The 16,058-nt window shown below is 67.6% G+C and carries 18 protein-coding genes and 1 tRNA gene; 10 read left to right on the top strand and 9 right to left on the bottom strand.

Annotation, left to right across the window (positions count from 1 at the left end; genetic code table 11):
• Positions 1-993, bottom strand: a complete 993-nt coding sequence (locus tag ABTW72_RS15520) for a helix-turn-helix transcriptional regulator (RefSeq protein WP_350859144.1) — start codon at positions 991-993, stop codon at positions 1-3.
• A gap of 202 nt (positions 994-1,195) precedes the next feature.
• Here ABTW72_RS15520 and ABTW72_RS15515 point away from each other — a divergent pair, with 202 nt between their 5' ends.
• A complete protein-coding gene (locus ABTW72_RS15515) occupies positions 1,196-1,972 on the top strand; it encodes a glucose 1-dehydrogenase (protein ID WP_030333678.1) in 777 nt (258 codons plus the stop codon).
• 114 nt (positions 1,973-2,086) lie between these two features.
• Here ABTW72_RS15515 and ABTW72_RS15510 read toward each other — a convergent pair whose 3' ends face one another.
• Positions 2,087-2,518, bottom strand: coding sequence for an SsgA family sporulation/cell division regulator (locus ABTW72_RS15510; protein ID WP_007457244.1), 432 nt, complete (start codon positions 2,516-2,518; stop codon positions 2,087-2,089).
• A gap of 273 nt (positions 2,519-2,791) precedes the next feature.
• On the opposite strand from ABTW72_RS15510, the gene ABTW72_RS15505 reads away from it, so the two are divergent.
• The 3 genes from ABTW72_RS15505 to ABTW72_RS15495 all read left to right on the top strand — a co-directional run bounded on the left by ABTW72_RS15505 (position 2,792) and on the right by ABTW72_RS15495 (position 4,013).
• Complete coding sequence (locus ABTW72_RS15505; RefSeq protein WP_350859141.1) at positions 2,792-3,439, top strand: PGPGW domain-containing protein; 648 nt, start codon at positions 2,792-2,794, stop codon at positions 3,437-3,439.
• 50 nt (positions 3,440-3,489) lie between these two features.
• Positions 3,490-3,561, top strand: a tRNA-Val gene (locus ABTW72_RS15500).
• Positions 3,562-3,677: 116 nt separating this feature from the next.
• Positions 3,678-4,013: a hypothetical protein gene (locus tag ABTW72_RS15495; RefSeq protein ID WP_350859138.1), complete on the top strand. Its 336-nt coding sequence runs from the start codon at positions 3,678-3,680 to the stop codon at positions 4,011-4,013.
• Between the two features lie 130 nt (positions 4,014-4,143).
• Here the strand turns inward: ABTW72_RS15495 and ABTW72_RS15490 are convergent, their stop codons facing one another.
• The 4 genes from ABTW72_RS15490 to ABTW72_RS15475 all read right to left on the bottom strand — a co-directional run bounded on the left by ABTW72_RS15490 (position 4,144) and on the right by ABTW72_RS15475 (position 7,260).
• A complete protein-coding gene (locus ABTW72_RS15490) occupies positions 4,144-4,491 on the bottom strand; it encodes a pentapeptide repeat-containing protein (protein WP_350859135.1) in 348 nt (115 codons plus the stop codon).
• 289 nt (positions 4,492-4,780) lie between these two features.
• The gene (locus ABTW72_RS15485) at positions 4,781-5,506 is read right to left on the bottom strand and encodes a hypothetical protein (protein WP_350859132.1); all 726 of its coding nucleotides are present in this window, start codon (positions 5,504-5,506) and stop codon (positions 4,781-4,783) included.
• Between the two features lie 189 nt (positions 5,507-5,695).
• The gene (locus tag ABTW72_RS15480; protein WP_350859129.1) at positions 5,696-6,193 is read right to left on the bottom strand and encodes a DUF1877 family protein; all 498 of its coding nucleotides are present in this window, start codon (positions 6,191-6,193) and stop codon (positions 5,696-5,698) included.
• A gap of 671 nt (positions 6,194-6,864) precedes the next feature.
• Positions 6,865-7,260 carry a hypothetical protein gene (locus tag ABTW72_RS15475; protein WP_350859126.1) on the bottom strand — a complete coding sequence of 132 codons (396 nt, stop codon included), beginning with the start codon at positions 7,258-7,260 and terminating at the stop codon, positions 6,865-6,867.
• A 141-nt stretch (positions 7,261-7,401) separates the two neighbouring features.
• On the opposite strand from ABTW72_RS15475, the gene ABTW72_RS15470 reads away from it, so the two are divergent.
• Complete coding sequence (locus tag ABTW72_RS15470; RefSeq protein WP_350859123.1) at positions 7,402-7,941, top strand: DinB family protein; 540 nt, start codon at positions 7,402-7,404, stop codon at positions 7,939-7,941.
• A 58-nt stretch (positions 7,942-7,999) separates the two neighbouring features.
• On the opposite strand, the gene ABTW72_RS15465 is transcribed toward ABTW72_RS15470, so the two are convergent.
• Positions 8,000-8,686 carry a Type 1 glutamine amidotransferase-like domain-containing protein gene (locus ABTW72_RS15465; protein WP_350859121.1) on the bottom strand — a complete coding sequence of 229 codons (687 nt, stop codon included), beginning with the start codon at positions 8,684-8,686 and terminating at the stop codon, positions 8,000-8,002.
• A 900-nt stretch (positions 8,687-9,586) separates the two neighbouring features.
• On the opposite strand from ABTW72_RS15465, the gene ABTW72_RS15460 reads away from it, so the two are divergent.
• The gene (locus ABTW72_RS15460; RefSeq protein ID WP_350859118.1) at positions 9,587-9,994 is read left to right on the top strand and encodes a nitroreductase family deazaflavin-dependent oxidoreductase; all 408 of its coding nucleotides are present in this window, start codon (positions 9,587-9,589) and stop codon (positions 9,992-9,994) included.
• Between the two features lie 44 nt (positions 9,995-10,038).
• Here the strand turns inward: ABTW72_RS15460 and ABTW72_RS15455 are convergent, their stop codons facing one another.
• Together ABTW72_RS15455 and ABTW72_RS15450 are read right to left on the bottom strand one after the other, a co-directional pair.
• The gene (locus ABTW72_RS15455; RefSeq protein WP_350859115.1) at positions 10,039-10,416 is read right to left on the bottom strand and encodes a hypothetical protein; all 378 of its coding nucleotides are present in this window, start codon (positions 10,414-10,416) and stop codon (positions 10,039-10,041) included.
• Positions 10,417-10,560: 144 nt separating this feature from the next.
• Positions 10,561-11,388 (bottom strand): SAM-dependent methyltransferase, encoded by an 828-nt coding sequence (locus tag ABTW72_RS15450; RefSeq protein ID WP_350859112.1) that lies wholly within the window; start codon positions 11,386-11,388, stop codon positions 10,561-10,563.
• Positions 11,389-11,631: 243 nt separating this feature from the next.
• On the opposite strand from ABTW72_RS15450, the gene ABTW72_RS15445 reads away from it, so the two are divergent.
• The 4 genes from ABTW72_RS15445 to ABTW72_RS15430 all read left to right on the top strand — a co-directional run bounded on the left by ABTW72_RS15445 (position 11,632) and on the right by ABTW72_RS15430 (position 16,044).
• Positions 11,632-12,816, top strand: coding sequence for a cellulose binding domain-containing protein (locus ABTW72_RS15445; RefSeq protein WP_350859109.1), 1,185 nt, complete (start codon positions 11,632-11,634; stop codon positions 12,814-12,816).
• Positions 12,817-12,825: 9 nt separating this feature from the next.
• On the top strand, positions 12,826-13,968 hold the full coding sequence (locus ABTW72_RS15440) for a glycoside hydrolase family 53 protein (RefSeq protein WP_350859106.1): 1,143 nt from the start codon (positions 12,826-12,828) through the stop codon (positions 13,966-13,968).
• Between the two features lie 71 nt (positions 13,969-14,039).
• Positions 14,040-14,642 (top strand): hypothetical protein, encoded by a 603-nt coding sequence (locus ABTW72_RS15435; RefSeq protein ID WP_350859103.1) that lies wholly within the window; start codon positions 14,040-14,042, stop codon positions 14,640-14,642.
• Positions 14,643-15,042: 400 nt separating this feature from the next.
• Entirely contained in the window at positions 15,043-16,044 is a 1,002-nt protein-coding gene (locus ABTW72_RS15430) for an aldo/keto reductase (RefSeq protein ID WP_350859100.1), read from the top strand.
• Positions 16,045-16,058: the final 14 nt, after the last annotated feature.

Below are 16,058 nucleotides of genomic sequence, written 5' to 3'. Positions count from 1 at the left end.
TCATGCCCGCCCGGTGCCGCCGGGCCCTCCGGCGGGCGGCCCGGACCTCGTGGCGTGCCCGCCGTTGGCGGGTTCGCCCGGGGTGCCGGTGCGGAACCAGCCGCCGTTGACGCCGGTCGACTCGGCCGGCGGTCGCGGTCGGACCACCCGGCCGGCCATCGGTTGATCACGGGCGGCCCGGAACGCGCCGGGGCTGACCCCGACCTCGCGGGTGAAGAAGCGGCCGAAGTTGGTGGGTTCGGAGAAGCCGAGCCGCCGGCCGATCTGGGCGATCGGCTGATCCGTCGCGGTCAGTAACCGGCTGGCCTGCAACGCGACCCGCTCGTCGATGACCTGTTTGGCGCTGCGACCGGTGACGGCCAGGCAGGCCCGGGTCAGGGTCCGTACCGAGCAGCCGAGTTCGGCCGCGTAGTCCTCCACCCGCCGGGTGTGCGGGTAGCCATGCTCCACCTGGCGGCGGAACCGGTGGAACGTCTCGTCCTCGGGTCGGGACGGCGACCGGTCGTCGTGGGCCACGGCAAGCCGCAGCAGCAGCACGGCCAGTTGATGCCGGAGCAGCGCACGGGCGGTGGGGCCGTCGGGGTGCCGCCGACAGTCCACCGCCAACTGGCTCACCTCGCTGATCACCGCGTCCTCGTCCTCACCGGCCAACTGCCGCCAGGTCGCGGTCGTGGTCAGGTCGACGTCGAAGTCGCGCAGCGCCTCGGGTTCCCAGGCGACCACTGTGGCGTCGAACTGGGGGCCGGCGCAGCGCAGCACCTGGCCGGGGCGGACCCGCAGCAGTGTGCCGGGCCGGCACGGCAGCAGGTGAAAGTCGAGTTCCGCGTCGCCGTGCCCACGCGTGGTGAGAATCAACAGCTCCCGCTCGACGATCACCGGCCGACGCCAGCCCGGGGCACCGGCAAGATCGGCCAGCGCGAACGTGGCTATCTCGTCGGTGACGGGAGACGCCGTTCCGATCGATGGCGCGGGGGAGGGATCGGTGGAGACCATCGCCTGCGACGGTAGCTCGAACCGCAGGTCACCGCATCCCGATCGACGTTCCTAGCGGAATCCGCGGCAAGCTGCGGGCTTGTCCCGCTCCCGGCGGCCGGGCTACGTTACCCGGCGGTAGCGCCGTCGGTCCGCGGTCCGCCCGGCATCCGCCGGTCACCCGACCGGCCGGCGGCACCCGCCGACTCGCGATGGGATGGGCATGACGCAGCTGTTTTCGGTCGAAGGTAAGACGGTCCTGGTCACCGGCGGCTCGCGGGGGATCGGGCTGATGATCGCCCAGGGCTTCGTCCGGGCCGGCGCACACGTGATCATCTCGTCGCGCAAGGCGGACGTCTGCGAGGCGGTCGCCACCACCCTGTCCGCCGAGGGCCGCTGCGAGGCCATCCCCGCCGACCTCAGCGACGACGCCGGCGCCGAGACGCTGGCCGCCGCCGTGCGCGAGCGCTTCGGCCGCCTCGACGTGCTGGTCAACAACGCCGGCGCGACCTGGGGCGCACCGCTGGAGGACTACCCCGAGGCCGCGTTCGACAAGCTCTGGGCGGTCAACGTCAAGGCCGTCTTCCGGCTCACCACGGCGCTGCTGCCGGCGCTGCGCGCCGCCGCCAGCGCCGACGACCCGGCCCGCGTGATCAACATCGGGTCGATCGACGGCATCCGGGTGCCGATGATGGAGGTGTACGCGTACTCGGCCACCAAGGCGGCCGTGCACATGCTCACCCGCAGCCTCGCCCACCAACTCGCCGGTGAGCAGATCACCGTCAACGCGATCGCACCCGGCCCGTTCGAGAGCAAGATGATGGCGTTCGCGCTCGACGACCCGGCGAGCCGGGCCGCCATCGAGCAGCAGGTGCCGCTGGGCCGCATCGGGCGCCCCGAGGACATGGCCGGCACGGCCATCTACCTCTCGTCGCGCGCCGGCGCGTACCTCACCGGGGCGGTCATTCCCGTCGACGGCGGCATCACCACGCACGGCTGAGCACCGGCCGATCCGGGGCGCACTGTCCGCGTACACCTCGGGTGTGTGCCGGGGCCGCGCGGACTCGGCAGATCCGCGCGGCCCCGGTGTGGCCGGTGTTGCAGGTTCGGGCGGTCAGCGACCGGCGAGCAGCCGGTTCACCGCCGTGTCGACGTCCAGGTGCTCGGCCTCACGGCCGCGCGGGACGACGACGTAGGTCCGTCGAAGGAAACGCACCAGGACGCTGCGCGGCACCTCGAAGAGGGCGTTGCCGTCCGGTGACGAGAGGGCCAGCGCGACGAAGTCGCCGCGCGGTGTGGCCCAGGGCCAGACCCGCACATCCCCGATGCCGGCCGGCTCGTCCAGGCCGGTGACCAGAAGTTCGCGAGCGAACGACCAACTCACCGCCTCGCCCCCTGCCGATTCGGCATGGAACAGGACATGGACCGCATACGGGTCAGCAGGGTCGTAACGCAGACTGGCACGCACCGGCAAGGCGGTGGCGTCAGGTGCGACGAGCCTTAGCGACGTCTCGACCTCTACGGTCGTCGGTCGGATGACACTCATGGACGTTCTCCCCCCGGCACCGCTGCGGAACGCGCGTGTCCCGCTTTTCCCATACTCAGGTGCTACTCCTGGCTACGCTCCGCCATACGCTGACTTCACCCAGTGGTGGGAAGGGGGACGGAAAGGCCGCGTGAATGTGAGCATTCATGTAGGATTTCCGGTTCTGCCCAGTGCGTGATCCCGCCCGGTATCGGGTGGCTCAGTCGTCGACTTACTCCGGTAACGTCCAGTCGGCCGTTGCAGTGACGGGCCCGAGCGACACTGGGGGGTGAAATGGTGACGAAGCAATCCTCAGTGGATCCGGCGGCGGCGCCCGTCCCGCCGAAAGTCGCGGTCCGAACAGCCGAAAAGCGGGGGTACGGAGTGCCGATGGAGCAGCCCGAACCGGCCGGTCGGCCGGCGTCCGACGCCGGTCGTCCCGGTGGTGATGGCACCGGTCGTGGCGGCGGCACCGGTGCTGGTGGCGGTGGCGACGCCGACGCTGGCCGTGGTGGCGGAATCGCCGTGCAGGAGCGGCCGCGCCCGCCCCGCTGGCGTGAGCGGATCTCGCTGACCCTCGACCTCATCCGCGCCAACCCCACCGGCCGGATCGCACTCAAGATCTTCATCGCGATCGCCGGCGCGCTGGTGGTGACCATCGGCATCGCCCTCATCCCGCTTCCCGGGCCCGGCTGGCTGCTGGTGATCGCCGGCCTGGGCATCTGGGCCGTCGAATATCACTGGGCGCGCCGACTGCTCGGCTTCACCCGCCGCCACGTCCACGGATGGACACGCTGGGTAACGAGACAATCGCTGCTGGTGCGAATCGTGCTCGGCTCCGTCGGCCTGGTCTTCGTGGCCACGGTGGTCTGGCTGTCCCTCAAGTACAGCCTCGGCATCGACGTGGTGGCCGAGGCGATGCAGTACCTCGCGACGCACTGACCCCGGATTTCCGGTCCGGTTCCACGATCGGGTAGAGTCAGTGGCGCTGAGGGCGATTAGCTCAGTGGGAGAGCGCTTCGTTCACACCGAAGAGGTCGCTGGTTCGATACCAGCATCGCCCACTCTCAGTTCGCGCAGGTCAAAGGTCATTCTCTTCATTGGGGATGGCCTTTTTGCTGCCTGTGCAGCAGCCGGGATCGTTGCGTCTGCGTGTGGCGCAGCCGGGAGGGCGTGAACCGTGACGGACGTGCTGAAGGTTCAAGACCTTCGCCGGGTGTGCGGCGTGCTGCTGGACATGGTGGAGGAGCGGTTCGGCGCGGAGATCGATCTGTCCCGTGTCGGTGTCGATCTCTACTGGAACGTCGACCTGGGGACCGCATTCGAATCGAGAGACGTTCCGAAGTCGGGGATCGACGTCGGGCAGAGTAGTGACGACGTGGCAGAGCTACAGGCACTGCTGCGCCGTCCGGCAGACGACGTGCCGGTGCTCTGGCACGACCTGCAACACCTCGCCGGTGTTCTGAGGTTGCTGGCCTACCTCGACCTGCCAGCCGTCAGCGCCGGCGAGAGCTGAAGGACCACCGGTTTGGTCAGGTAGGCGGCGACCTTGCCGTCGGTCAACCGAGGTCGAGGCCAGCGATCCGGCAGGAAGGGCCGCACTGGCATCCTCGACGAGCGCCAGAGCAGCACCGGGTGCCGACACGTCAACCGGACGTGACCCCGGAGTCTGAGAGGCCGTGCGGCCATCCAATGACGCGCTCGGCGGTGACGCCTCGAAGGTTGGCCCCGTTCCACCGGGCCCCGGTAACGTCCGTGCGTCCGTACTCCGGATCGTGCGTCACGACGTGGCTGAACCGCGCGTAGGACAGATCCGTGTCACGCAGGTCGGCATCCCGCAGATCGCAGCCAGAGAAGCTGACACCGCGGAGGGAGGCGCCCCGAAGGTCGGCGCCACGGAAGTCACACAACTTGAACGAGTGCCCATCAAGTGTGTGATGCCGAAGATCGCGACCCGCGAACGACTTCTTCGTCGCGCCGGGCAGGATGCTCATCCGCGAACCGTAGCGTGGTCGTCCGTTGCCGAACCACCTGCTTTCTCCTCACTGACCTGGGGGGCATTCGGCAGGACAGCCGCCAGCTGGCTGTCGAGCTTCAGTTGATGCGTGACGCATCGGTTCCGATTGATGGGTGACAGTTAGCCTGCCGATGCAGTGGCGCTGTTACGGGAGGTAACCAATCGGCTAACCCCGCCCGGGACACGATGCTCGTGGCGACGCGTCTCAAGAGCGGTTGCCAGGATGGCGGCTGGGCTGGCTGCCTGATGCCGTCGGGCGCGGACGTCTAGAGTGCGTGGCCGGCCAGGTGGTCCGCGAGCGGGAACGTCGCCCCGCACGAGGTACAGGTGACTCGTCCGAACAGATACGTGAGTCCAGTCGCTACCGATGCGCGTCCCGCCTGCACGGCCGTCGAGTGCAAGCGTGCAGCGAGCGGGGAGGAGAGACCGGGTTCAACGGGCGAATCTTGGGATTCGAGTTCGATGAGAAGCTCCTCGTCGCACGCCGGGCACTGGACGTCGACTTCGCCGTCGTTGAGATGGTCCAGTTCCTTGCCCCAGGTCTCGTCGCCTTCAAAGCCGAGGACCGCCTGCAGAAGGTAGACGAACATCTCGTCGCTCGCCGTGCCGGTCGCCAGGGTGTCCAGGGTCAGCGCGCGCAGCATGGCGATGTCGTCGGCGTGGAGTGTGCGGCTGTTGGCGTCGGCGTCGACTGCGATGAATCCGGCGAGGACCAAAGCCTTCTCCCGATCCTCGGCGGGGAAGGCCGCGCAGGTACGGGCCAGCCACGGCAGTAGTACAGCACTCGCCGGATCGCAGGTGTCCTGGTGGCACGACTGCGTCCATATCTTGTTCCACGCCGGAGATCTGGGGTCAACCGCCGCTGCATCCAGAAGCGCCTGGAAGTCCGTCACGCCGGCCAGCGTGCCACAGCGGCTGTCGATGAGGCCCTTCGCGTCCCAATGGGGAGGTTCACGACCAGTAGCCGGCGAGCGCAAGATCGTGTAACCCATCAACTGGAGCCGAGGTGTAACCCATGATCCGGAGTACGACATGAGACGGGTAGCACTGTCGGGTCTCAGGACCTGCCTGACAGATCAGTCTCGGGGCTTGGGTGACACGTTCGGCTAGACGATCTTGTGTCAGGGTAGCCAGCTGCACATCCAGCGGCTACTTCTTCTGGGTTGCGTTGCCCGACGCGTCTAATACCAAAAGGCTTTGATCACGGCGCGTCCGGCTTCTGCGGCCCGCGCGTAGAAGGTGCGTAGGTCGTTGTGGTAGCCGAGGAAGATGTTCCTGGCCGCGTTCTCGTCCTTCCAGCCGACGTATGGCTTGGAGAGTTTCGCCCCTGCGATCTGCCAGCGTTCGTCGAAGGAGACGATGCGGAGGAACTCGGCCGTTCCTCGCGTCTCGGCGGGGTTGAGGATGACGAACGGCGGTTGGTCCTTCGCCGGGCTGCAGATGTGACGGCCGCCGAAGATCGGCAGAGTGCTGGCGGCAGTCGTGGCGTCACCCTGGTCCGTGCCCATGGTGTAGAGCTCGTCGACGTGGCCGAAGTCCTTCTCGATGGAACCGGCGATACCAGCTGCGTACTCTTCCGGATGGGTCTCCCAGGCGGACCACATGAAGTCGAGCAGCGACGTGAAATCCTGTGGGATCTCGTTGGAGGCCGTGGCCCGCAGGTGCATGTGAAAGCTCACCGGGCTGTTACTCCTTGCGCTGGACGGGCGAGCGGGGCGGCTGCTCGTCGTGGGAGCTCTGGTTTACGAGCTTTGAATCTAGCGATGACCTTGGTGGTGGATCGAGCGACCTCGGTGATCAGCTGACGCGGCGTTCCACCCGCATGGGTTCGGGTGCCGGTGTTGGTGGTGGTCCGGCGGGGCGGGCGTCGACCACTCGATGACGTGGCGCCGCATCAGCAAAGATGGTGAGTGCCGAACTGGGTGACAACCGGTTCGCGCGGGACTTGCACGGACGTTGGTGGACCGTTCTCGCAGGCCAAGGCACGTGCGGGTGCAGGTGAAGCGACCGTGACTGTTCTTTCGGGACGCAGAGGTCAGGCTGTGGGGTCAGCGCCTACGTTCGGGCCGAGTGGCCCATGCCGCAGCGACGGCGCAAACCATGAGGCAGACGAACAGGCAACTCAGCGCGCCGCACAGCAACATGGCCCCAGCCCCGATGCCTTCCATGGACATCAGCGTAGGCACTCAGCCAGCTGTGCCCGCAGCGTGCCCGATGCAGCGGTCAACGCCGGTCAGCTGAGGTGCGCTCCACTGGCCGAATAGGACACGTTCCGTCTAACGCTGCACGAGGGCGTCACTACCCACCGTGCAGATCAACCCGATTCCCAAGCTGACAGTCGAACCGACGGTCAGGGTCGGTGCTGGGCTCGCCTCGCCACCACGAAGTCCGCATAGTCCTCCCCGGCGACCCCGTGGTTGACCCACCGATCAGGGGAGGCCCCGGTGTCCCGCTCCGCCAGCTCCAACGCTTCGGCGGGGTCCTGAACGTGGTCGATCACGTGGCCGTAGCCCGTGTCGTCCTCGTCTTCCGGGTCGAGGGGCGGGAACACGAGAAGATCGCGGCAGTGTTCGTCGTCCAGGTCCTGTAGGTCGTGGACGGACACGTTGTAGCCGTCCTGCCAGGGCCAGACCGCGACCAAGCGAATGCCTCGGACGCCCGCCAGCGTGATGGCCCCAACGAACTGCTCAACGCCTTTCCTGCGGCCGAGCGCGCCGAGGATGAACGGCCGGGTGAGGTAACGCATGCGCTGAGGCTATCCGGGGAGGTACTGGAGCCGAGATGGGTGACGAGAGCGAGCGGCGGTCGAACCCCTCCTGGTGGCCGTCGAAGTTGGGGGACCACAACGCACTTGACTGGTGCGCTCCGGCCGCGATTGGGTGGCGCCGTGAGCAAACTGTGGACCGCCCCCGGGGGCGACCCCAGGACCTTCGGTCAGCCCGTCGGCGAAAAGGCGACCTACCGGGAGTACCTCGGCAACTACCGTCTGACCATAGAGATGAAGTGCGACGGACTGGACGCCGAGCAGCTCGGCCGACGCTCGGTACCGCCCAGCACCCTGAGCTTGCTCGGCCTGGTCCGCCATCTGGCTCAGGTGGAGAACCACTGGTTCCAGCGCGTGCTGCAAGGGCGGACCGACGCGCCGTGCCTTTATAAGCACGACGACGACCCGAATTGGGACTTCGGGGGCGCGGTCCCCGACCCAGCGGTGGTGAAGGACGCCTTTGCAACCTGGAAGGCCGAGATCGCCAAGGCCGACGAATGGCTCGACGCCCTCGAGGAGGCCGACCTGGGCCGCGAGGTGCCGGTCGATGGTGGCAGCCACGCCACGCGCGACGTGCTTGTCCACGTGATCGAGGAGTATGCGCGGCACGCTGGCCACGCCGACCTCCTGCGCGAGTGCATCGACGGGCGAACCGGCCTGTGACCCACACCTGTGAGGTGTCGGCCCGCCCTGTCTAGGGCTGGCTCGGCTGACGTCTCGGTCAGGGGTTGATCAGTTCCCAGTCTCCTTCGGAGATGACCTCAACGCTGCCATCGACCACCTTGATGGCGGTGTTGTCGTCGATGGCGTAAGTCGGGACCGGGATTCCGGACGCCCACTTCTGGATGTTGGACAGTTCGGTGTCTTCCATGTCCGGGTGATTGAGGTGGGGGTACAGCGTGAAATCCACCAGCCCCAGCGCCCGGTCGGCGCCCTGCGCCATGTCGCTGCCGTCAGGGACGAACTGACTGTCGAATTCGGCGTCGCAGTTGTACGGGGTGACCGCGATGCTCCCGGCGCTGACCCCCACATAAACCGTGTCACTCAGCGACGGCAGGAGGTCGGCCAGGCCCGACTGGCGCAGCCAGTAGGTCAGGTACAGCACATCGCCGCCCCAGACCAGGAGGGCATCGGCCTCCCGGACCGCGGGGACCCAGTTCTCTTGTCGAATGGTCGGCAGCGCGGTGAGCTCCAACAACCCCAGGGACTTCCAGCCGAGCTGGGACAGCGGGATCGAAGCCTGGCCGTGGACCGCCTTCCACGCCCTCTCCGCTCCGCCGGGGAAGGGATAGACAGCGGTGGGGACGAACAGAGCCGTGGACTCGGCGATCGGCTTGCCCAGCAGGTCGACGAGCGCGTCGGAGATGCTCGGGTTACAGATGCCCGACGACGTGAGAAGAAACTTCATCAGATCCGCTCTCCTAAAGCCACGGTAAGACGGCGATCATGTTGCCCATGAGAACCAGCGTCCCGGCTCGCTGACCCGAGCGACACATCGCTCGATCATCCGCTGGCGGCCGTCCAACCGTCAACCACGCGAATTGAGCGGAGGTGAGCACACACGTGGGTCCAACCGGGCGGGCGACGGCACAATCGATCTGCTCCCAATGCCAGCCGCTGACCTCCGGCAGAGGCCGACAGGCTCGGTCCGCATTCCCAAAGGAGGGTCGCCGGCGGTTACGACACTGTCAGCGGTCCGCGGATGCGGTCTGCCGCGTACACCTCGCTGGAACGGCGGGTCAGGGCCTCCGTGTCGGTTGTCTGGGGGCAAGGAGCGCCGGCCAAAGGCTCTGGTGCCTGCTACTGGGCGTCGCCTTCGTCGTCACGCATCAGACAGTCGAGGTCCTCGGGGCGTAGCCGCTTGATCTGGGTCTCCAATTTGCGGCTGTACTGGCGATCGTTGGGATCCATCCCGTTACGAGATCGAGAACTGCGGCCGTACTGCTTGAGGAAGCCGCCCAGCTCTCGACGTATGCGTTCCCGTCGGCCCGACATGGATCGCACTCTAGGACCAAAGGGCGAGCTTCGCCCTGCCATTACCGCCCTCGACAGCAACAGGTACGGCGCCCGACCGAGACGAGGACAGCCGGACCACGACCAGCCGTCCGGCGGCGTCGGGCGAGGACTTGGACGGTCACGTCGTGGCGCTTGTGCTGCCGGAGTAATCGGTTCCGTTCGGAGATATTCGGGCAGCCTGGCGTGGACGCGTCGGCGCACCTGGCGACTGCCGCCTGCGCAAGCAGGCAGTGGGCGCCTGGGGCTGTCAGAATCGTGCTGACGGAGCCGGTGCGCGGGGCGAGGAGAAGGCATGAGCGACTGGAACGACAAGATCATCGCAGAGTTTCGCGCCAATGGTGGGCAGGTCGGCGGTCAGTTCGCCGGCGCTCCGCTGCTGCTGTTGCACACGGTCGGTGCCAAGAGCGGCCAGCCTCGCGTGAACCCGATGATGTACCAGAAGGTGGACGGCGGCTATGCCGTGTTCGCCTCCAAGGGCGGTGCGCCCACCAATCCCGACTGGTACCACAACCTGCTCGCTAACCCGAAGGCCCAAGCGGAGATCGGTACGGACAAGGTCGAGTTGGTCGCCAGAGTTGCCGCCGGGGACGAACGGGAACGGATCTGGAGCGCGCAGAAGGCCGCGTATCCAGGCTTCGCCGACTACGAGCGGAAGACCAGCCGTCAGATCCCAGTCGTCGTACTGGAACCTGGGCAGTAGGGGGTCATCAGGTTCCCGTGGTGGTTGGGCTCACCCCGAAGCGGTCAGTCCTGCCCGTCGTTTCGGCGTGCCTGGTCAACGCCGACGCACGCGATGACCGCAGACAAGTCCTCGGTGAGGAAGAGCTGGAAGTGGTAGCGCGGTTCTGCGGCACTGACCCAGCCCAGACGCACCACCTGGTCCCTCGCGTCTTGCAGGCGTTCGACGGCCTCACGGAAGCCAAGCGTCACGATCTCACGCTCTCGGCAGTGCCGCTCTCGGCGGTCGTAGACCTGGGCAAGGTGACTCGCTGGGATCGCACCGTCGGCGATGGTGAAGTCCGCGCCGTGGTGAAGCGCGTGTCGACACATCGCGTCGGCGCTGCTCCCGCCCACCAGCAGGGCGGTCAGTTGATGGCGGTCCACATGGATGACCGTATCCAAGCCAGCCGGTCATGTCGGCCGCCGGGATGCACCTGCCAGCACGGCGTACGGAGGCATGGGGGCATGTTTTGCCGGGCCAGATGTTGCGTGGATCCGTCGGCGGGGCGCGCGCTCCCGCCGACGGACCTCAACGGGTGACGGCGCCTACGGTTTGCGGGCGAGGAGCCCGACGAAGGTGTGATAGGTGTCGGTCTGCACCGCAGCCGGCGCGTCCTGCTCCGGACGCCACTCGGCGAGCGGCACCAGTCCCGGCTCCAGCACCGTCAGCCCGTCGGCGAACGAGAGGATCTCCTCGTCCGTACGCCAGCGGCCGGTGCCCAACGATTCGTTGAAGATCCGCTCGACCTCGCGGGCCTTGCGGGAGCCTTCCGGGTCTCGTTCGCCCGGGTCGCGGAAGTGCGAGATCGCGACATAGCTGCCGGAGGGTAGGGCGTCGATCAACGCGGCCGCCACCGCCTTCGGGTCCTCGTCGTCGCCGAGGTGGTGCAGGATCGCGAAGAGCAGCAACCCGATCGGCCGGTCGAAGTCGAGGAACCGGCGTACGTCCGGGTGGTTGAGGATCACCTGCGGCTCACGGATGTCCGCCTGGATCACCGTCGCGGTGCCCTCCGCGGCGAGCAGGGCCCGCCCGTGCGTCAGGACTATCGGGTCATTGTCCACGTAGACCACCTGAGCCTTCGGGTTCTGCTCGGTGGCGACCTCGTGCACGTTGCCCTGGGTGGGCAGCCCCGATCCGATGTCGAGGAACTGGTCGATGCCCGCCTCGCTGACGAGGAAGCGAATCACTCGACGCAGGAAGGCCCGGTTCGCCTGGCCGGCTGCCGGCCCGTCCGGTGTGATCCGCAGGGCGTGCTCGGCGACCTTTCGGTCGACCTCGAAGTTGTCCTTGCCGCCCAGGAAGAAGTCGTAGACCCGGGCCACGCTGGGAATGTTCGGGTCGATACCGGGGGGTGCCGCCTTGTCGCGGGTCACAGGCGTCTCCATTCGATGGGGATTGGCGCAGGTCGAGGTCTGCGGCGATGCCGGCGTTCCGCCGAGTGTAACGATCGGGAGGGTTGTATTTTGCCCCACTGGTATCGCTCCCAGCGAATCGCCGCCTCACCAGGACGCTCCTCAAGGCGAAGGGTGGCGACGACCCACCAGCAGCCGGGCCGGCCATCGGCCGAGGCGTGAGACACGTTGGCGATCATCGATCTCCTGCTGCATGGTCGACGTATGACCGGCGTTCGCTCGTCCTCGCTGTTCCGCCGTCTGCGGCCGGGTCTGCTGACCGCCGTCGTGCTGTCGACGGCGGTGCTCGGCACCGCTCTGAGCACCGCGCCGGCAGCCGACGCCGGCACCGCTGCGCCCGCCGCGTACCCGGGGGTCGCTCCGGCGCCCGGTGGGGCCGCGGTGTCCGTCGCAGCGCCGACCGGCACCGCCCCGCCGACGCCGACCAGTACGCCGAGCACCTCGCCCGTCCCGCCGAGCCCGCCCACGAACCTGACCGCCAGCGAGGTCACGAGCACGTCGGTCACCCTCACCTGGACGGCCGCCACGTCTGGCTGCTGCGCCATCACCGGCTACGACATCACGTACTACCAGGAGTTTGGCGATGTCGTCCTCAGCGCCAACGCCGGCGCGGTCACCACCACCACGATCACCGCCCACGTCGGGCCTGGCATGCAGTTGTCGTTCCGAATGATCGCCCGGGACAGCCTCGGGCAACGCTCGAACTGGTCGGACATGCTGACCGTGGTCACACCGGTGACGGACACCGGCCCGGACACCACCCCGCCGAGCGCGCCGCAGAACCTGACCGTCGGCGAGGTGACCGCCTCGACCGGCACGTTGTCCTGGTCGCCGTCGACGGACGACGTCGGCGTGCTCGGGTACAACGTCTACCGGTTCGACGGCTGGTTCACCTCGCAACTGGTCGCCACCGTGCCGGGTACGACGTACACGACACCGCTACCTGCGTCGACGCCGCTGCGGAACCTGTACTACGTGCGGGCCCGGGACGCGGTGGGCAACGTGTCGATCGCGTCCAACACGGTCACCCTGCCCACGACCACGACCACTCCGACGCCCCCGCCGCCCTCGACCTGCCGGGTGACCTACCGGAACCAGGCCGAGTGGCAGGGCGGTTTCGTGGCCACCGCGACGGTCCACAACGCCGGGGCGGCAGCGATCGACGGCTGGGCCGTCACCTTCAGCTTCCCCGGAGACCAGCAGGTCACCTCGGGGTGGAACGCCACGATCGGCCAGACCGGGACCACCGTGACCGCTCGTAACGTCGACTGGAACCGCATCCTCGCGCCAAACGGCTCTGCGACCTTCGGCGTCCAGGGGCGGTGGAGTGTCAGCGACGCGCCGCCGACCGGCTTCTCGCTGAACGGCGCCCCCTGCACCGTGGGCTGAAGGAGCCTCGTGAACACACATCCGGCCACACCCCACCACCGCCGCAGCAGGGCCCTGATCGGGGCTGTCGCGGCCGGCCTCCTCGCCGTCGCCACCACGCTCGCCGGCGCGCCCGCGCCCGTCTCCGCCGCGAACACGCTCACCATGCGGGGGGCCGACGTCTCCTCGTTGCAGCGCAGCCTGGATCTCGGCGCCAGCTACTACGACGCCGGCGGGGTCGCCCGCAACCCGCTGGACATCCTGAAGTCCGTCGGCGTCAACTACGTCCGGCTACGCGTCTGGAACAACCCGATCAGCGGCTACAACAACAAGAGCGCGGTGTTGGGTCAGGCGAGGGCGGCCAGGGCGAAGGGCCTCAAGGTGCTCGTCGACTTCCACTACTCCGACACCTGGGCCGACCCTGGAAAGCAGTACAAGCCGGCCGCCTGGGCCGGCCACAGCCTGAGCCAACTGCGTACCGACGTCTACACCTTCACCTACGACGTCTGCTCCAGCCTCCGAGGGCAGGGCACCCCACCGGACAGTGTGCAGATCGGCAACGAGATCAACGTCGGAATGCTGTGGAACGAGGGCAAGGCCGTCAACAACGACTTCGCGCCGCTGGCCGGTCTCCTGAAGCAGGGCTACAACGCGACCAAGGCGTGCGGCAGCGGCATCCCGGTGATGATCCATACCGCCAACGCCGACAGCAACGCCAACGCCCGATGGTTCTACGACGGCATCCGTGCCCAGGGTGTGCAGTGGGACATCACCGCCCAGTCGTACTACTGCATGTGGCACGGCACCCTGGCGAACCTCTACAACAACATCGTCGACCTGCGCGGGCGCTACGGCAAACCGGTGGTGATCGTGGAGACCGCGTACCCCTTCACCCGGAACAACGCGGACAGCGAGCCGAACGCCATCGGCGACGCGACCTGTGACGGGATCAGCGCGACCTGGGCCGGGCAGGCCCAGGAGTTCGACTGGGTGCAGAACACCGCCCGCAACGCGGGGGCCATCGGTGTCTTCTACTGGGAACCGACCTGGTACGCCGTCCGCGGCAACGGCTGGGACCCGGCCAACATCAACGGCACCGGAAACCAGTGGGACAACATGGCCGTCTTCGACTGGTCCGGGCGGGTGAATCCGGGCGTACGGTGGACGCCCTGACCCCTTCTGCGTGCGCACGGCAGCCGAGTGCAGCCACGGCCAGCAAGCGGGTGACTGTTACTTTACCGGCCGTGAGTGATCAGCAGACGTGGATCGACCGCATCATCGAGGTGACCGGATGGTGCCACGATCCTGAGGGTGATGCCGGCTGGGAGCAGGTCGAGGCCGAGTTGGGGGTCGTGCTGCCGTCGGACTTCAAAGAGCTGTGCCGGCGGTTCGTGCCGGGTGCGTTCTACGCGTACCTGGACCTTCTCCGGCCGACCGACGACCACGCGCAGCCGTTGCTTCGGACCTGGGCTTCTTGTCGGCAGTGGGCGGCCCGGCAGGAGTCCGCGCAGTTGTGGGCCCCCTACGACGTGTACGAGCCCGACAAGGGGCCGGGGCTGATCCAGTGGGGCAGCGATCAGACCGAAGGGGAGTACTACTGGCTGGCGGACCGCGCAGTGGAGCCCGATAGGTGGCCTGTGGTCGCCCGGTGGGACGGCATCGAGCCGTGGCACCAACTCGACATGTCGACGGCCGAGTTCGTCTACCGGGTGATCGCGGATCCGGCGTTCAAGCCCTTCACGGTGGCCGACCCGCCGCGGCGACCCTTCTATCTGCCGCACTGGGGTCCGTTTCCGACGAGCGCCGAGGACTGGAACGCTCTCACCGACCCGAACCGCGGAAGCTGAACCACGTTCCAGGAGGGCCGTTGTTCAAGGACACTCGGCTGGACGTCGAGGACGGCGAGAAGCGTTTCGAAGGTTCAGGGCGGTGGCCAGTACGCCGACGACGGACGCGGCGAGGGCGATGGATTTCAACAGCACGTCCACCTACCTGAATAGACATCCATGGATGGATGGCGAAAGGCTACCGGCGGAAATTTGCAGGGTCAAGCAATAGGGTGACGGCCTGTGCAATCGTCCGATCACTCGGTCGACACCGCATTGCGGGCCGATCACCCCTGGCCTGCGTCGGATCGTCGCCCTGTCGGGCCGGGGATAGGCAGAACGCCGATAACGGCGACGATCTGCCGCAGGCTGGTGATGAGCGGTCGGAAGGCGCTCGTGGCATCTAGGAAGAGACAACGACATGATCTTGCAGAAGCATGCGATCGGTGGTCAGGGGCTGGTGGCCTCGGTCGAGGGACTCGGCACCATGGGCATGACCGCGATGTACGGCACCCCGGACGACGCCGAGTCCGCCGCAACCGTTCACCGCGCACTCGAACTCGGCGTGACGTTGTTCGACACCGCCGACATGTACGGCCCGCTCACCGGGGAGGAACTGCTCGGCCGGGCACTGAGAGGGCGTCGCGACCAGGCCGTCATCGCGACCAAGTTCGGTGGCGTGACGTTCGACGATGCCGGCCGCATCATCGGTGGCGCCAACGGGCAACCCGACTACGTGCGCAAGTCGCTCGACGGATCGTTGCGCCGGCTCGGCACCGACTACATCGACCTGTACTTCCAGCACCGCGTCGACCCGAACGTACCGGTCGAGGAGACCTTCGGCGCGCTCGGCGAACTCGTCACCGAAGGCAAGATCCGGTACCTCGGGATCAGCGAGGCGTCGCCGGAGAGCATCCGCACCGCGCACGCCACGGCGCCGCTGTCAGCGGTGCAGACCGAGTACTCGTTGTTCACCCGCAACGTGGAAACCAATGGTGTGCTCGACACGGTGCGTGACCTGGGCATCGGGTTCGTGGCGTACGCACCGTTGGGCCGTGGTTTCCTCACCGGCTCAGTTCGTGGTCTGGAAGACCTGCCCGAGAACGACTGGCGTCGTACCTGGCCCCGGTTCGCCGAGGAGAACCTGCGGCAGAACCTGCTCCTGGTGGACCGGATCCGCGCCATCGCGGAACAGGCGGGTGTCACGCCCGGCCAGCTCGCGTTGGCCTGGGTGCTGGCGCAAGGTGACCACGTCACCGCAATTCCCGGCACCAAGCGTCGTACCTACCTGGAGGAGAACGTCGCCGCCGCGCAGCTCAAGATCGACGCCGGCTTGCTCGATGAACTGAGCGCCGCCGCTCCGGTCGGTGCCGCCGTCGGGGAGCGCTACGCCGGACCGGCCATGGCCGCGATCCAGGAGTAGCTTCCGACATCGAC

The sequence above is a fragment of the Micromonospora sp. NPDC127501 genome (assembly GCF_040302185.1).
In the GTDB taxonomy this organism is placed as follows: domain Bacteria; phylum Actinomycetota; class Actinomycetes; order Mycobacteriales; family Micromonosporaceae; genus Micromonospora.
The sequence above is the reverse complement of the archived record's forward strand: the minus strand, read 5'-3'. Positions and strand labels throughout refer to the sequence as shown.

What these genes read in the sequence shown, in the direction of transcription:
- ABTW72_RS15520 (WP_350859144.1), bottom strand. Translation starts at nt 993, where the DNA reads ATGGTCTCCACCGATCCCTCCCCCGCGCCATCGATCGGAACGGCGTCT.
- ABTW72_RS15515 (WP_030333678.1), top strand. Translation starts at nt 1,196, where the DNA reads ATGACGCAGCTGTTTTCGGTCGAAGGTAAGACGGTCCTGGTCACCGGC.
- ABTW72_RS15510 (WP_007457244.1), bottom strand. Translation starts at nt 2,518, where the DNA reads ATGAGTGTCATCCGACCGACGACCGTAGAGGTCGAGACGTCGCTAAGG.
- ABTW72_RS15505 (WP_350859141.1), top strand. Translation starts at nt 2,792, where the DNA reads ATGGTGACGAAGCAATCCTCAGTGGATCCGGCGGCGGCGCCCGTCCCG.
- ABTW72_RS15490 (WP_350859135.1), bottom strand. Translation starts at nt 4,491, where the DNA reads ATGAGCATCCTGCCCGGCGCGACGAAGAAGTCGTTCGCGGGTCGCGAT.
- ABTW72_RS15485 (WP_350859132.1), bottom strand. Translation starts at nt 5,506, where the DNA reads ATGGGTTACACGATCTTGCGCTCGCCGGCTACTGGTCGTGAACCTCCC.
- ABTW72_RS15475 (WP_350859126.1), bottom strand. Translation starts at nt 7,260, where the DNA reads ATGCGTTACCTCACCCGGCCGTTCATCCTCGGCGCGCTCGGCCGCAGG.
- ABTW72_RS15465 (WP_350859121.1), bottom strand. Translation starts at nt 8,686, where the DNA reads ATGAAGTTTCTTCTCACGTCGTCGGGCATCTGTAACCCGAGCATCTCC.
- ABTW72_RS15460 (WP_350859118.1), top strand. Translation starts at nt 9,587, where the DNA reads ATGAGCGACTGGAACGACAAGATCATCGCAGAGTTTCGCGCCAATGGT.
- ABTW72_RS15445 (WP_350859109.1), top strand. Translation starts at nt 11,632, where the DNA reads ATGACCGGCGTTCGCTCGTCCTCGCTGTTCCGCCGTCTGCGGCCGGGT.
- ABTW72_RS15430 (WP_350859100.1), top strand. Translation starts at nt 15,043, where the DNA reads ATGATCTTGCAGAAGCATGCGATCGGTGGTCAGGGGCTGGTGGCCTCG.